We start from the raw sequence: 15828 nt of genomic DNA, 5'->3' as shown, positions 1-15828 counted from the left end.
GTCAGGTGTGGTGTTTAGGTAAACTCGCCCGATCTTCTTGACAACAGGGATGCTTAGAAAAACGACTATACCTGCGGCAATAAGCAGCCTGTTGAAAAGACTGACCGGCATCGGACCACTGTCATCTGCATACAGATAAATAACCACAGTAATCACGACGAACCAAATGCATAACAATTGAAGCTTGCGCAGAATGTACTGCCTAGAAATTGCCGACACGTTCCGCCCTCAATATATACTGGTCATCGTGCAATCACTATTCACAGGTCATCACAATCCGCAAGGTAAATAGGAAATGGCGATGTCCCGCTTGATGGCCACTACAGGCTGATTTTCACTGTCACTGTGCAACTTTTTGCCATCATTGAGCTCAGTAGGCGCCACCTCGCCTCACTGCAACATCGCTTAAAACGCAAAAGGCCCACCAATTTGGCGGGCCTTGCTCATCAATTGATCAAAGCGCTTAGTCTTTGTCGTCGTCATCCGGCAAGTTAAAGAAGCTATCTGCGTCTGGCAGCGGCGCTTCTGCTTCGTCCTCGGAATTTTCACCCAAAGTGAAGGCCTCCAAGCCAGAAATAGCTGTTGGAATGCGTGGTTCTGCATCCATGCCCAAAGTCTGTTCAGTGGACAGCAACTTGCGGCGCTCATCATCAGACATCGCATTGCCTTCGGCAGCGCGTTTGGCGGCGGCTTTTTGCACCGCTGCGTCCAATTCAGTTTGTTTACACAGGCCCAAAGCAACCGGATCGATCGGCTGCATGTTGTTGATGTTCCAGTGCGTCCGCTCGCGGATCGCTTGGATCGTTGGCTTGGTTGTGCCGACGAGTTTGGTGATCTGCGCGTCAGCCAATTCAGGGTGGAATTTCACCAACCACAAGATTGAATTCGGGCGATCCTGGCGCTTTGACAAAGGCGTGTAACGTGGGCCGCGGCGTTTTTCTTCGCCTTCAGAGGCCGGATTGTGCTTCAGCTTGAGACGCGCCATTGGGTCGGCCTCGGCAACTGAGATCTCGTCTTGCGTCAACTGATTGTTTGCAATCGGATCAAAGCCTTTCACGCCCGTCGCCACATCGCCGTCAGCGATGCCTTGGACTTCCAGTTCATGCAGACCACAAAAGGCTGCAATTTGAACAAAGCTCAGCGTTGTGTTGTCGACGAGCCAAACAGCTGTGGCTTTCGCCATAATAGGTTTTGCCATGGATACTCTCCTTGAATACCTTGAATACGATAGGCCCCAGATACAACTTCTCCGTCGCCTGAAAAGGGCTTTCCCGAAAGGGACGGTTCACATTGTGGGGGGAACTTAAGGCCTGTATACTGCGGATCGATGTGAGAGGGAAGAGAAAATGCGTAAAGCAATTGTTACTGGTCTAGCGCTTGCTGGCTTTATGAGCACCACAGCCGCTTTTTCTGAGGGCGAACAGGCTGGCGATTTTGACTATTACGTCTTGGCTTTGTCATGGTCGCCGACGTGGTGCGCGCTGGAAGGCGATGACAGAGAGTCCCCGCAATGCGACCGCCAGCTTGGTTGGGTGATGCACGGGCTTTGGCCGCAATATGAACGCGGCTGGCCGTCTTACTGCAACACATCGATGCGCGATCCAAGCAGGCGTCAAACCGCTGCGATGGAAGACATCATGGGCACAGATGGCGCTGCTTGGTATCAGTGGAAAAAACACGGGCGTTGCGCGGGCCTGCCAGCACAAGAGTATCTGGACACCGCGCGCGAGGCATATGAATCTGTCACCCGCCCCGCTGCGTTTCAGAGCTTAACCAAAGACGTGCTTCTGCCCGCGTCCGTGATTGAGCAAGCCTTTATGCAAGCCAATGCAGGCCTGCATAAAGATGAGATCACAGTGACCTGCAAAGACCAACGCATCCAAGAGGTGCGCATTTGTCTGTCGAAAGACCTAGAGCCTCGGTCATGTGGCCAAGACACCATCCGCGATTGCACCTTGGACAAAGCGCGCTTGGATCACATCGACTAGCTGCTGACGGATTTTTCGACTTTGAGCGGATCGCCCTGATGCGGCAAAAGCACCGCGCCCGCCTTGTTTTTCAACAGTAGTCTCTGTTTACGTGGACGATCATCGATGGAGTATTGAATGACCTCTCCAAGGCAATTCATGCTCTTCAACCGCTGCGGCACATTATGCTTGGTTTTCGGCATAATGTAATGGCGTAGGTTTGCCATTTTGGGAAAGATGTCACGTTGCGGGGCCTCGCAGCTGTGACGCCCATGGATCACCGTATAAGCGGTATCCTTATTAAAATGATCGCCAGCGGATATAATTCTGAACCGCGTAATTTTTTCACGGTACCCCATCCAGCGTGTCTCGTTTGGCACGACCTTGGGATGGATTGAAATCTGCGGAGCAAAGGCCAGAACAGAATCGACATGCGTGATCGCAGGCGCGACCAAAGCGCAAAAGCCCCCCATAGAGTGGCCCATAGCAATCACGCGCGTCACATCACAACTGGCTTTGAAGGCCGCAATCTCATTTGCTATTTGCTCCAAAAGATCAGGAGCATTTAACCAAGTGCGGTTTGGGTCCGCAATGAACAGAGCATTGTGCTGTCCATTACCAGTTGCCTTTGCTGCAAATTCATAGCGCGGACAGGCGTTTGGGTTGTTTCCTATGCCGGAAAAACACAGGACCAGTTTATCACTCGTACCGCGGTGCGACCATGTGGCCAAAGTTTCATTTGCAACACGCGGAACAATTACAAGCCCTTTGAAGGATGCGGATGAAATAGAAATTTCTAAATTCCTTATACATTCAAAATCTTACCTCCCTAACAACAAGTATACCCACCACCTTTTCTTTACAAGTCCTTAACCTTTAAAACAATTTTGCCGATATGTGCGTTGGTTTCCATCAAACGATGTGCTTCGGCGGCGTTTTCAAGTGCGAAGTCGGAATGCATGACAGGGGCCACCTGCCCTGCTTCAATCAAAGGCCAGACGCGACTTAACAGCTCGTCTGCAATCCGCGCTTTGGCAGCCACAGATTGCGGGCGCAGGTTTGATCCCGTCAGCGTCAGTCGCTTTGTCATAACCTGCAAAAGATTAATCTCGGACTTCATACCGTTCAAAAACGCGATGTTAACCAAACGACCATCCAGACCAAGAGCCTTGAGATTTCGCGGGAAATACGAACCACCGACCATGTCCAAGATCAGATCGGCGCCGCCTTCAGCGTTCAGGACCTCAACAAAATCCTCTTCACGGTAGTTGATCGCCCGCTCGGCCCCAAGGTTCACGCAGGCCGCGCATTTCTCGGCCGATCCTGCCGTCGCAAAGACCCGCGCACCAAAAGCCCGTGCCAGTTGGATCGCCGTTGTGCCGATCCCTGACGAGCCGCCATGCACCAAAAACTTTTCGCCGGACTGCAAACCACCGCGCATGAATACATTGCTCCAGACGGTAAAAAACGTCTCTGGCAAACAAGCGGCTTCGCGAAAACTTAACCCATTAGGGACAGGCAAGGCGTGCACCGCAGGCGTTGCGACATATTCGGCATAGCCGCCACCGGGCAGCAAGGCACAGACTTGATCGCCGACATGCCACTCGGTCACGTCCACACCGACCGCCACAACCTCACCCGCGCCTTCAAGGCCCGGCAAATCCGAAGCCTCGGCAGGTGGATTATACAGGCCAGCGCGCTGCAGTGCATCAGGCCGGTTCACCCCCGCATAGGCGACTTTAATGACGATTTCATTCGCTTTGGGCGTCGGTACGGGACGTTCGCAAAGCTGTAGAACCTCGGGCGCACCGGCCTCGGTGATTTCAACCGCGCGCATCGTGGTTGGCATTGCGGAAGGCAAAGACATTATTGATCTCCTGCTTGTGTGCTGGGTGTTTGAGTGCCGGGAATATCATCGCGGCGCGCCCCTGCAGGCGCTTTGATCGTACCTAAAATGGCATTGGGCAGAGCGAACAAGGCCGAGAGCGCCTTGTTGTCACGCACACCTGCTTTGGCTTTCTCGAACGACATCACATCATCAATACGGCGATCCAAAAATGCCTTGGTGTCTGCAAAACCTTCGCTGTCATCGCCGAGCCAAAACAAAATGGTCGAGGTGAACACCGCTGATAGGGTCGCGCGTTTTGTGTACCAATTCACATCCTTGGACGTATCGCCCAAAGTGTTCCAAATCGTGTCCGTGGTTTCCCAAACCAGACGCACACCTTCGGGTGCGTAATGCGGCAAGGAAAACAGCGACATCCCGCGCCGCACAACCTCGCGGTCGACGGCCTCAATGCGTACCCAAACCGCATGGGCGATTTTATCGCGAAACCGCATGTCGCTTAGGTCTGCCGCTTGCAGCGCTTGAACCATCGCGCGATCACCGCCCTTGTGATAGGCTGCGGCCAAATCAACCGAACCACGCGGCGCCGCGACACGGGCCATTTGCGCAGGAACCCCCGAATCATTCACTGCCGCTTGGAAGGTCTCAGGCCCCCAGCCATCGAAAACCACATGCGGAATAGCAGCTTCCACCAGTTTTTCACGGGTTGAATCGGGATAAGCGGACGTTTGCATGGGATCTCTCCTTTTGGGCTTACTCACATGGTAGACAAGCTAGCGCGGCTTTGCTATAGGGCGAACTCCTGCAATTCATGCAAATCTAACTAGGAAGGTGGTGACACCACATGCAGGTTAGCGTTCGCGACAACAATGTCGATCAAGCTCTCCGTGCCCTGAAGAAAAAACTTCAGCGCGAAGGCGTTTTCCGTGAAATGAAGCTTAAGCAACATTTCGAGAAACCCTCCGTCAAAAAAGCACGCGAGAAAGCCGAAGCCGTCCGCCGTGCTCGCAAGTTGGCTCGTAAAAAAGCTCAACGCGAAGGCATGCTCTAGGTCTTTTGATCTGACAGCGAATGGCCTTTTCGAAGGCATATAAAAATAGAGCCCCCGATGTTTGCGCATCGGGGGTTTTCTTGTTCTGCAATCAGGCTGATGCCTTACGTTGAAAACGGATGGGCCCGAAGCTTGAGTGCACGATACGCACTTTGCGAGGTCAAAGCCGACGTACGCGGGTTGTTTGGCAAAGTGCCAGAGCTGGTTTCAAAATCAAAAGCCACATTATCACCAACCGCTTGGACGCGGTGGGTGTTGCGTGTGACAGCGGGGTCCGCAATCAAACGCACTGTTGTGGCATCAAATCCAAGTCCCGCCAGCGCAACTGTAGCCACGACATTGGCGTTCTTTGGAAACGCCTGCGCGGCTTCGCGTGCTGTACCGGAAAAAATCTCACAAGGCTCAGTCAAAGCATCGAGATCACAGACAGCATCCGCAGGCGTGCCTTTCCAACTGATCGGCGCTTTGCGACCCGTGTAGCAAACAGACGTCAATCCGTCGGCTCCAACGGCCGAAATCGCATCAATCCCGCCGATGGCCCCAGGCACGACGATCACTTTCGCCTTTGACTGTGCCGAGGCGGCGTTGAGCTGTGCGACAAGCCCTTCGTCAGACAGGGCGCCAGCAGACAGGATGCCCAGATCAAATCCACGCGCCAAAACAGCGGCGCCATAGTCTTTGAGCGCGCCGTGGCCTGCGCATTCCAACACAAAGTCGATGTCATCATCCAAGGCATCTACCGAGGTGATAATCTCGGTCTGCGGATCGATCTTTGCCTGAGCAGCCTCACGGGCTGAGGCACGCACCAATATTTGTTTAACCCTCAAATGCGGATCCGACTGTACTTTGGCAAACAGGTCTTGGGCGATAGCACCGAACCCGATGAGGGCAACTGGAACAGTCATTTGATCTTCCTTTTTAAAGACGGGCTTTACGCGGGTAACGGGCCGAATTGAGTGAGTTTAGGGTCGATATTGTGCAACAACATCAAGCGTTTTCGAAATGTCATCACTGTTGTTAAACGCATGGACCGCCATACGAATTTGCCCGCGCCTGATGGCATGGGTGATCTTGTGGTCCTTCAGCTTTGCGGACAGCCCCATGATATCGGGACAGGTGGAAGTGTCATGCCCGCCCGCATCAAGCGTTCCGATGGTGATAATATGCGACAGTTTGTCAGGATCGTTCGATGTCGTGACCCGTGATCCAAACATCGTGTCTTGCAAACCGCAGCGCAGATCAGAGGCCAAACCTAAGACACGGGTCTGGGTGGCGGCAGGACCAAGATCAAGCAGCAATCCCAAAGACGCAGCCACAGCATAAGCCCCCGCAAGGTTATAGCTGCCAACTTCATAACGTCGCGCATTGGGCTGTAGCTGATAAGCGAAACTTCCCATGCTCGAATGATCTTCGGAGTCTTGATACACCGCAGGGCGTGACAAATACGCAGGCGTCAGACGATCAAGCCACTGATCGGAAACATACAAAAAACCGATACCGTAAGACCCTAGCAGCCCTTTAGAGGCAGAGGTCGCGAAGCCGTCGATCGGCTCTTGGGAAAAGTCGTGTTGCAAAACGCCTGCCGTTTGAACACCGTCCACAAGGAAAAACACATCGCGCTTGCGACAGGCCGCCCCCAGACGATCAAGATCACTGCGATAGCCCGGTGCGAAAGACACAGAAGGGCACGTCATAATGATGGTGTTATCATCCATCGCGGCAATCATAGCCTCTGTATCAAGTTGCCCGTCCGGCATGGCTGGCACAAGACGCAGCTCTAACCCGCGTTTTTGTTGGCGCAGCCAAGGATAAATGTTGTTGGGATGCTCAACATCGGCGCTCAAGACCATGTTTTTTCCCTGCACATCCTCAAAGGACCATGCGATACAATTGACGCCGTCTGACACATTACGCGTCACCGCGATGTTTTTCGGATCGGCGTTGACCAGTTGCGCAAATTTGCCCCTTGCGTCCTCGACGGCCGCCTCATGACCTAGCCGCCCGACGGACGCCAACGCGAGACGATCCAGATAGACGTCTATCGCGCCGCGCACGGTGTCATGCAGAATCATTTTATCAGCAATAGACAAATACGTCTGATCGGCCAGTGCGGGAAACCCTGCGCGGAATGTGTCAAAATTCATGGTGTTCTTATTCATATTCTTAGGCTGACCTCAGTGGGACAAAATTTGTTTTAGAAACTGTTGCGTGCGCGGATTTTGCGCATTGGTGAAGAACTCGGTAGGTGGTGCCGCTTCGACAACTTCGCCGTCCGCCATAAAGACAACCAAATCGGCCACCTGTTTGGCAAATCCCATTTCATGGGTGACGCAAATCATAGTCATACCGTCATCGGCCAATTCGCCCATAACATCCAAAACTTCGCTGATCATTTCAGGGTCCAGCGCCGATGTCGGCTCGTCAAACAACATCACCTCTGGCTTCATCATCAGTGAGCGCGCGATGGCCACACGTTGTTGTTGCCCACCCGACAGCTGACCGGGATATTTATTGGCCTGCTCAGGAATACGCACGCGTTCCAAAAGTTCCATCGCCAAATTCTCGGCGTCTTGTCTGGGCACGCTGTTCACAAGATTGGGCGCAAGCACCAGATTGTCCAACACAGTAAGATGCGGAAACAGGTTAAAGTTCTGAAACACCATCCCCACATGGCGGCGCACTTCATCGATGTTTTTAACGTTCTGCGTCAGCTCGACACCGTTGACGATAATATCGCCTTCTTGGTGTTCCTCAAGACGGTTGATGCAGCGGATCAACGTGGATTTACCCGACCCAGAAGGCCCGCAAATCACCACTTTTTCGCCACGCCCGACCTGCATGTTGATATCGCGCAGCACGTGAAAATCGCCATACCATTTGTTCACATTGCGCAGCTCGATGGTCGCGCTGTCAGATGCGTTTGTCATCTTACATTTCCTTTATTCAGATCACGCTCAAGGGACACGCTGTATTTCGACATACTGAAACAGACGACGAAGTAGAGAGCGATCACAAAGAGGTAGGCCTCTGTGCCGTAGCTGACCCATATGGGGTCTTCTAATGCGGATTTCGTGGCGCCAAGAATGTCAAACAGACCAATGATGGCGATGAAAGTGGTGTTTTTAAACGCGCGAATGATGTCGTTCATCAAAGCCGGCAAAACGATGCGTAGTGTCTGAGGCAAAATAATCCGCGTGGTCTTTTGCCAATAGGGCAAGCCCAACGCCTCTGCCGCCTCGTATTGGCCCCGCGGGATCGCTTGCAATCCGCCACGAAAGATGTCCGCCGCATAGGCCGCGAAAAACATCAACATCCCGATCAGCGCGCGCACGAATTTATCGGGCGTCATCGATTCTGGCACAAACAGCGGAAAGATCAAAGCCGCCATAAACAGCACTGTGACCAAAGGCACGCCGCGCACCATTTCGACAAAGCCGATGCACAGCGCCTTGATGATCGGCAAGTTGGATTGGCGCCCCAGTGCCAGCAAAATCGCGACAGGCAGCCCACCAATCACAGTGCCAAAAAAGATCAATAAGGTCAGCGGCAGCCCGCCCCACAAATGGGTCGGCGTCGATACAAGGCCAAACACACCGCCAAGTTGCAGCACGAAAATAGCCACCCATGCGCCTCCCCATGCGATAAGCAACCATTTGGTCCAAAACACACGAAAGCCGCTGACAATCGACATGCCACCTAAGATCAGCACCACCAACGCCCCGCGCCAATGTTGCTCATAGGGATAGGTACCAAACAGCATAAGACGGTATTTTTCTTGCACCACAGCCCAACACGCACCGGTAGTGGCCTTACACGCATCAGCGCCATTGGTAGACGTCCAAGCGGCATCCCAAATGGCCCAGCGGAAAAGATCTGGCACGGTCGCAATCAACAACGCGCAACACAGCACCGTAAAGATCGTGTTGTAAATGCCATCAAACAGGTTTTGGCGCGCCCAATGGATCAGCCCTGGCGCCGCCACGGGGGCTGGCCGTGCCGCACTCGCACCGGTTTGCGCATTTGAAATCAAGTGATGTGATGTCATATCTAGCGTTCCTTCAACTGAACGGATCGATTGTACCAATTCATGATCACCGCGATGGTGGTCGTCAGGCTGAGATAGATTGCCATCATGATGATAATTGCCTCGACCGTGTTGCCGCTGGCCGTCAAAATTGTGTTGTTCAGGTTGAACAGTTCAGGGTAGCCGATCATCACACCCAACGAGCTGTTTTTCAGCAGACTGACATATTGCGCAGTTGTCGGTGGCACGATGACACGCATCGCTTGCGGCAACACAACGCGCCATAAAACATCTGCTTTTTTGATCCCCATGGCAGTGGCGGCTTCGATCTGGCCTTGGTTCACCGAGGCAATACCTGCACGCACGATTTCCGCGATAAAGGCTGCGATGTATAGCGACAGCCCTAAGAACAGCGCCAAGAACTCGGGCGACAATTGCAATCCACCGCGAATGTTAAAGCCACGTAAGGCTGGGACTTCGATCTGGCTGGGCGATCCGAAAACCGTCCAAATCACAACAGGTACGATCACCATAATCGCAATAGATACAGGCAAGCCGTTGGCTTTGTTGCCAGTTTGGCGCAAGCGCTTTTCAAGATGATGACGCCAAAAAACAACGCCCACTGCGGCCAGCACCAAACCGATCACAGCAAACCCAAATCCTGATCCCTCACCGGGACCGGGAAGGGCCAGCCCTCGGTTGCTCAAAAAGGCGATGTCACCAAAGTTAAATGCTTGCTTTGGTCCAGGCAGCTGTACTGCCAACATGTACCAAAACACGATCTGCAACAATTGCGGCGTATTGCGAAACACCTCAACATAGGTTGAGGCAAAGCGGTTCAGCATGACATTGCGCGACAAACGCGCAACCCCAAGCAAAACACCGATAATACTGGCCAGAATGATCGCTGCAAAAGACACTTTCAACGTGTTCAAAATGCCGACCCCATAAGCGCGCAAAAAGCTATCAGAGGCTGAAAACGGTATGAGAGATTCCCCAATCGCAAAGCCAGCGCTGTCCATTAAGAACCCGAAACCGGTTTTGATCCCTTGATCTGACAAGGCCCGTTGGGCATTGCCAATAATGTAAACAAAAAAGCCGATGACCACAGCAATAACAATCGCCTGAGCCGCGAAGTTGCGGAACCGCTGGTCATTCCAAAATCCGTTCAAGGACAGGCCTTGCGTCTTGGGCGGTTTGCGTCGCGGCAGGCTTTCATCTGTGGTTTTTGCATGAGAATAGGTCATCGGCATCCTGACAATTACAGCTTATTTAAAGGGCGGAGCGTAGAGCAGGCCACCATCGACCCATTGCGCATTCAGTCCACGCGCAAGTTTCAACGGAGACTCTTGTCCCAAGTTGCGCTCAAACATTTCGCCGTAATTCCCAACTTGGGACACCACGTTGTAAACCCAGTCATTTTGTAGACCCAAGAGTTCACCCAAATCTCCGTCGGCACCAAGGAAAAGCGCATATTTGACATTGCCCTCATCACGCAATTCAGTGACGTTTTCAGATGTGACGCCCAATTCTTCGGCTTCCATCATCGCATAGGCAGTCCATGCCACGATGTCTTTCCACTGCGGATCATCTTGGCGCACAACAGGCCCCATTGGATCTTTGCCGACGATTTCATCTAAGATCACCCAATCAGCAGGGTTTTCAGCAACAGTGGCGCGTTTCGCAGCCAAACCAGATGTGGATTGAATGTTCACGTCACAGCGACCATTGAAAAACGCAGAGTCCAATTCGCTTGAGCTTTGAATGACAACAGGCGTGTATTCCAAGCCGCGCCCTGTAAAGACTTCTTCAGCCACCAATTCAGACGTAGACCCAGGCAACAAGCAAACAGTCGCGCCGTCCAGTTCTTCAATGGCGTTCACACCAGAAGCGGCACTGACCATAAAGCCCTGACCATCGTAAAACGTAGGGGCCACGAAATCGAGCGCCAGTTTGCTATCGCGGCTCAACGTCCATGTTGCGTTGCGCAAAAGCACGTCGATCTCGCCTGTTTGCAACGCGGTAAAGCGTGTTTGGCTGCTGGTTTTTACCATCTGGATTTTGGAGGCATCCCCCAAAACAGAGGCCGCAATGGCGCGACACATGTCAACGTCCAAGCCTTGCCATTCGCCTTTGCTGTCCAGCGCAGAAAACCCTGCACGACCGCCGTTTGATCCACACATCACGACGTCCGCCGCGATCACACTTTCCAGTGTGGTTTCTGCTGATGCAGTGGTTGCAACAGCCTGAGCCGCCACAAACGCCAACGCAGCACCTGTCGCCTGTCCGGCGTAACGAGATAGCTTTTTAGTCATATCCATTTGTCTTCCTTTCGAATGAGTGGGGAGATTTAGGTAGTTCATGCGCCCCCTTAGGCGCTGGGGAATGAAGGGGCGTTACGTCATGCCTTTGGTGTTCAATGGCGGCAGACTATATCCATCCAAGCGATCAAATATTCGCATGCGGGTCTCGAACCCTCTCGCCATGTGTTCCACAAGACGCGACTGCGCCAACATGCTATCTCGGTCCGTGATCGCCTTTAGAATTTCGATGTGCTCATCCAAGGCCTTGAGAACCCAATCGGGTTCGTAATACCGTGGCAAAGTCAGCGCTGTCGCCAAGCGCAGGCGCACAGGTTGATAGATTTGCAGCAATTTTTCATTGCGGGCGGATCGAAAGATTTCGGTGTGAAACTCTGCGCCGTATTCGTCGATTTCTTTCAGGTCATAATTGGCTGTATTATCGCGCATATCCTCGAACCGCTCAGCGTAAGCTGCAAGTTCTGGCAGCGGGCCGTGCTTGGCCGCAAGGTGCGCTGCCATACTTTCCAGCGCATAGCGGACCTCATAGATTTCGCGCATTTCGGTCAGCGTCAGTTCTCGAATAAAGGTGCCGCGCGCGGGCTCCGCAGACAAAATGCCATCATTGATCAGATCGCGCAGCGCTTCACGGACCTTCGTGCGACCAACCGAAAAACGCTCAGCAATGCCGCGCTCTGATATCTGGTCTTTCACATCAATATCGCCATTTAAAATGGCATCTAGGATCAGCTTGTGAACCGATTCTTTGGGGGAAGGAGGTGCTTGTGTCATACTGGTATGGTGTCGGCATACCAGTGGTCGATCAACTGAATTTTACCTTCAAACCCACTTCACTGATCGCCCAGAGGACATTTGCACACAAAATAAGCGACCAGCCTCATACATTCGCAACTGAGCAACGTGAAATTGATGCCATACGGATTTAAGACCCAATTGGGGGCAAACGGCCCAGAAATGTCGACGATATAGGTGCATGTCAGCCACTGCTCAGCGCGAGACAGACTGCGCCCTTGCGAAAGTCACTCATTCATTTCAGCCTGACAGCGACGCTACAACACCCAAATCAAACATGAGGGGCAGCCCCTGTGACGAAACATGGAAAGACATCTTTCCTGACAAAAGAATCTACACTAGTACGAGTTCATGTTCTGCGTATATTTAAAATTAGGGACTTAGGCACATGAGAAAGACGATCTCACATGAGCCGCTTCACGCGACCTAATCGAGGTAAAACAGTGCCGACCCCAACACGAGCCACGATTTCTGACCTAACAGAAACGAAGACTGCCAACCGACACCTTTGGTTTACTCTAACACGTGTTACAATCGTGCAGATCGCGGCCACGGCCTGCGTGTTGGCGTTGACGGCATTGGCCCCCGATGTGGCCGCCGACTTGGGTGTTGGCGCCTATTGGATCGGCTACCAAGTAAGCTTTATTTATTTCGCGGGTCTCTTTGCATCGCTTAGTGCGGGCAGTCTTTTGGCCGCGCGCAGCGGCGAAGAAATCATCGCGCTTGAATTGGTCCTATTGATCGTGGGCCTTGTGCTTTTGGCGACGGCGATGCCTGTTTTAATGATCATCGCTTCAATACTATTCGGCGTCGCCTACGGCATTAACAATCCGGCGTCCTCTGTCATCTTGCAGAAAATCACACCCTCCGCTCGGCGCAGCCTTATCTTTTCGCTCAAACAAACAGGCGTTCCTTTGGGCGCGGTCATGGCCAACGTGTTTTTGCCATTACTGGCCCTGTGGGTTGCAGGATGGCAAATGGCCATCCTCGTTTTAGCAATCTTTCCGCTGGGCATTCTTGTGATCTCTATCCCACATGTGCGGCGCGATCCAAAGCCTGCCAAACAGGTCAAACGCGGTGTGCTGGCGACGGCTCTATCAGAGCAACGCGGCGTTATGGCCAACCCAGCCTTGCGCACCTTAGCAGCGCTTGGTGGGCTTTTCTCAGCGATGCAATTGACGGTCACGGCCTTTGCGGTCGTGTCCTTGGTCGAAATGGGGTGGAGTATTCCTGCGGCCGGACTGCTTGGGGCCGCGTTGCAGATTGCGGGCGCGATGGGGCGTGTCGGTTGGGGCAGTGCCGCAGACAGATTTGGACCGTTTTGTATCCTGTCCTTTCTTGGTTTTACGGGCGGCGGCCTATCGTTGATATTGTACTTTCAAACGGCCTTACCTGTGCCAGCACTGATCATCGTCTTTATGGGCCTAGGGGCCTGCGCCTCAGGATGGAATGGCGTATTTCTGGCGGCCATTGCAAAATCGGTCGCCCCCGAGCGTGTTGGCGCCGCCACGGGTGCCATCCTGTCTTATACATTCATTGGCGTGATGATCGGGCCGTCACTGTTTGCGGCGTCATATTATTATCTCGGAAGTTATCCGCTTTGCTTTGCGTTGTTTGCGCTTCCAGGGATCTGTGGTGGCCTCTTGGGGGCAAGGCGTCACTTGTCCTCAAACTGAAATGAGGCACAGAGATAACGACTTTGCACGTTGAATGCGCGCGAGGTTAAAGCTGTGCAATAGGTCCAGGTCGCCCCATTTGCGCAATCCAGTATTCGCTTAGCTTTTGGATTGCAGGACTGTGATCCTCGCCTTGAGTGTAAAGCTGAAGATTGATCGATGGCAGGTCCGGCAAGTTGGTGATTTTTGAAAGATTAAGCTTTTTGGATTGAAGCACATCTGCCGTGCGCACAGCCACGCCCAAACCAGCCTCTGCAGCCGCCGACACGCAAGACATGCTGGCACTTGCCAGCTTCACGTCCCACGCCACGCCAGCGTCCCCCAGCGATTTAAGCGCCGCTTTGCGAAACTGGCAGGGGCCATCCATCAAAACCAATTGAAGCGGGGTGATATCTGCAATGGTCGTATCAGCCTTGCCCAACCAGATCATTTCGGATTCTCTGAGCAGCGTTGCCTTGGAATCTGTGGTGTGGCGAAAGGCGATAACTTGATCAAGTGCTGAATTTTCGAGCAGTTCGATTAAATTTTCACTCCTCTCTACGATGACGTTGATTCTGATGTTCTTGAATTGCTGCGAAAATGAGGACAGCGCCTTAGGGAAAAAGTCGTCTGCAAAGTCTTGCACAATCCCAAGCCGCACCGCCCCTTTCAGGTCACGGGAATTCGCCAATCTGATGGCCGCGTCATTCTGTGCCAAGATTGCCCGAGCGTGTTCAAAGAACTCTTGCCCCGATGCCGTAACCACCCGATTTCTACCGTCTTTTTGGAATAATTGAATGCCAAGCTGGCTTTGCAAACGATCCATTTGAAGGCTGATTGCAGCGGCTGTACGCCCGACATGCAATGCAGCTTTGGAGAAACTTCCTTGCTCAATAATGGACACGAAAGAGCGGATACAATCCATGTTCAGGTTCTTATTCATTAAATATTCCTAATCTATTTGGATAGAATATACAGCTTGTTTTATGTTTATCAATATGACCCGATAGTCATCACAACAGACAACGCGGCGACAAAAATCGCCACACCAACCATAAAAACAAACAAAAACAAAACACTACAGGACCCTTGGCGGTCTATCCAACAGAAGAGAGAACAAGATGACACTTCATAAAAAGATTTCGATGTCTCTAATTGCGTCAGTATTCGCATTAGGTGCAAATTTGGGAGGCGCTTTTGCACAAACGCCAATTGAATTGACGTTGTCGACATATCTGCCGCCGACCTATGAGTATACTTGGCACCCCATCGAAGATTTTGTGGCAGAAGTCGAAAGCAAAAGCGAAGGCCGCGTCAAAATCAATGTATTCCACTCGGGACAGTTGTTTGACGGCTACCAAGAACTGGGCGCTGTGTCGCGCGGCGATGCGGATATCGTCAACCTAACGGGGACTTACGCAAGTGGAACAGTGCCCGCGATGAGCATTTTCACATTGCCGTTCTTGTTCTCGGACGTTGGACACTTGGAACGTGCCCTTGATAATGGCCTCTTGGACCTTGGCATCACAGATGATTTGCGTGCGCAGCATAATACGGTTGTCTTGGGCGTTGGTCCGTTTGACCCTTATCAGTTTTACTCGAAAAAATCACCAATCGTTACGGTTGATGACATCAAGAAAAAGGTTTGGGCCACAACTGGCGCGATGGATGCGCGCTCGATCCAACTGATGGGCGGCTCTCCAACGGGTATGTCATCGTCTGAGCTGTATCTTTCGTTTGATCGCGGTGTGATCGATGGCACACCACGTCCGCTTTTGACAGGCGTAGGCAGAAGCCTTGATGAAGTTGTGGGTTACTTGTCGCTGGCTACCTTTGGTGTTGATACCTCTGTGCTGGCCTTTAACGGAGACAAGTGGGATTCACTGCCTGCCGACATTCAAGAGATCATCACCACTGCGGCGCAAACACGTGACAAATCACAGTTCGCGCTTGTGGATGCCTTCATGGGCGAAGCTTTGACCGACTTTGAAGCCAAAGGCATGGAGATCAACCAGATCAGCCCAGAAGAAATTGAAAACATGAAAGCGGCAACCTCAACAGTTGTCGAGGAATGGCTCGCGAAAGTACCGAACGGTCAAGAGTATCTTGATCTTGTCGAGGCGACACGCGAGTAACCCCGCTCAAACATTCGGCGATCCGCCAATCACCAAA

General features: G+C 52.5%; 16 protein-coding genes. 4 read left to right on the top strand and 12 right to left on the bottom strand.

The features are described 5' to 3' along the window. Positions 1 to 463: 463 nt before the first annotated feature. Entirely contained in the window at positions 464 to 1198 is a 735-nt protein-coding gene (locus tag KO503_RS17125; RefSeq protein ID WP_215992770.1) for a DUF1013 domain-containing protein, read from the bottom strand. Between the two features lie 148 nt (positions 1199 to 1346). Between KO503_RS17125 and KO503_RS17120 the strand changes: the two genes are divergently transcribed. Then, a complete protein-coding gene (locus KO503_RS17120; RefSeq protein ID WP_215992769.1) occupies positions 1347 to 1988 on the top strand; it encodes a ribonuclease T2 family protein in 642 nt (213 codons plus the stop codon). On the opposite strand, the gene KO503_RS17115 is transcribed toward KO503_RS17120, so the two are convergent. From KO503_RS17115 to KO503_RS17105, 3 genes are all read right to left on the bottom strand, one after another. Next, on the bottom strand, positions 1985 to 2698 hold the full coding sequence (locus KO503_RS17115) for an alpha/beta fold hydrolase (protein ID WP_215992768.1): 714 nt from the start codon (positions 2696 to 2698) through the stop codon (positions 1985 to 1987). The two genes, KO503_RS17120 and KO503_RS17115, sit on opposite strands and share 4 nt — an antisense overlap. A gap of 128 nt (positions 2699 to 2826) precedes the next feature. Next, positions 2827 to 3816, bottom strand: a complete 990-nt coding sequence (locus tag KO503_RS17110) for an NAD(P)H-quinone oxidoreductase (RefSeq protein WP_215992831.1) — start codon at positions 3814 to 3816, stop codon at positions 2827 to 2829. 17 nt (positions 3817 to 3833) lie between these two features. Next, on the bottom strand, positions 3834 to 4547 hold the full coding sequence (locus KO503_RS17105) for a COQ9 family protein (RefSeq protein ID WP_215992767.1): 714 nt from the start codon (positions 4545 to 4547) through the stop codon (positions 3834 to 3836). Between the two features lie 110 nt (positions 4548 to 4657). Here KO503_RS17105 and rpsU point away from each other — a divergent pair, with 110 nt between their 5' ends. Next, complete coding sequence (rpsU, locus tag KO503_RS17100) at positions 4658 to 4864, top strand: 30S ribosomal protein S21 (RefSeq protein WP_058263026.1); 207 nt, start codon at positions 4658 to 4660, stop codon at positions 4862 to 4864. Positions 4865 to 4968: 104 nt separating this feature from the next. On the opposite strand, the gene KO503_RS17095 is transcribed toward rpsU, so the two are convergent. From KO503_RS17095 to KO503_RS17065, 7 genes are all read right to left on the bottom strand, one after another. After that, positions 4969 to 5769, bottom strand: coding sequence for an aspartate dehydrogenase (locus tag KO503_RS17095; protein ID WP_215992766.1), 801 nt, complete (start codon positions 5767 to 5769; stop codon positions 4969 to 4971). A gap of 57 nt (positions 5770 to 5826) precedes the next feature. Beyond that, a complete protein-coding gene (locus KO503_RS17090; protein ID WP_215992765.1) occupies positions 5827 to 7008 on the bottom strand; it encodes an aminotransferase class V-fold PLP-dependent enzyme in 1182 nt (393 codons plus the stop codon). 30 nt (positions 7009 to 7038) lie between these two features. Further along, positions 7039 to 7791: an amino acid ABC transporter ATP-binding protein gene (locus KO503_RS17085; RefSeq protein WP_215944602.1), complete on the bottom strand. Its 753-nt coding sequence runs from the start codon at positions 7789 to 7791 to the stop codon at positions 7039 to 7041. Next, positions 7788 to 8909 (bottom strand): amino acid ABC transporter permease, encoded by a 1122-nt coding sequence (locus tag KO503_RS17080; protein ID WP_215992764.1) that lies wholly within the window; start codon positions 8907 to 8909, stop codon positions 7788 to 7790. The genes KO503_RS17085 and KO503_RS17080 overlap by 4 nt, the downstream gene beginning before the upstream one ends. A gap of 2 nt (positions 8910 to 8911) precedes the next feature. Continuing rightward, positions 8912 to 10135, bottom strand: coding sequence for an amino acid ABC transporter permease (locus KO503_RS17075; RefSeq protein WP_215992763.1), 1224 nt, complete (start codon positions 10133 to 10135; stop codon positions 8912 to 8914). Between the two features lie 21 nt (positions 10136 to 10156). Further along, the gene (locus tag KO503_RS17070; protein ID WP_252731159.1) at positions 10157 to 11209 is read right to left on the bottom strand and encodes an amino acid ABC transporter substrate-binding protein; all 1053 of its coding nucleotides are present in this window, start codon (positions 11207 to 11209) and stop codon (positions 10157 to 10159) included. A gap of 75 nt (positions 11210 to 11284) precedes the next feature. Further along, positions 11285 to 11980: a GntR family transcriptional regulator gene (locus KO503_RS17065; protein WP_215992762.1), complete on the bottom strand. Its 696-nt coding sequence runs from the start codon at positions 11978 to 11980 to the stop codon at positions 11285 to 11287. A 428-nt stretch (positions 11981 to 12408) separates the two neighbouring features. On the opposite strand from KO503_RS17065, the gene KO503_RS17060 reads away from it, so the two are divergent. Next, positions 12409 to 13677 carry an MFS transporter gene (locus KO503_RS17060; RefSeq protein ID WP_215992761.1) on the top strand — a complete coding sequence of 423 codons (1269 nt, stop codon included), beginning with the start codon at positions 12409 to 12411 and terminating at the stop codon, positions 13675 to 13677. 46 nt (positions 13678 to 13723) lie between these two features. On the opposite strand, the gene KO503_RS17055 is transcribed toward KO503_RS17060, so the two are convergent. After that, entirely contained in the window at positions 13724 to 14599 is an 876-nt protein-coding gene (locus KO503_RS17055; protein WP_215992760.1) for a LysR substrate-binding domain-containing protein, read from the bottom strand. Positions 14600 to 14777: 178 nt separating this feature from the next. Between KO503_RS17055 and dctP the strand changes: the two genes are divergently transcribed. Beyond that, the gene (gene dctP, locus KO503_RS17050; RefSeq protein WP_215992759.1) at positions 14778 to 15791 is read left to right on the top strand and encodes a TRAP transporter substrate-binding protein DctP; all 1014 of its coding nucleotides are present in this window, start codon (positions 14778 to 14780) and stop codon (positions 15789 to 15791) included. The last annotated feature ends 37 nt before the right edge of the window (positions 15792 to 15828 follow it).

This window comes from Pacificibacter marinus (genome assembly GCF_018860505.1).
GTDB classification, from domain to species: domain Bacteria; phylum Pseudomonadota; class Alphaproteobacteria; order Rhodobacterales; family Rhodobacteraceae; genus Celeribacter; species Celeribacter marinus_B.
This window is presented reverse-complemented; position numbering and strand designations above follow the sequence as displayed.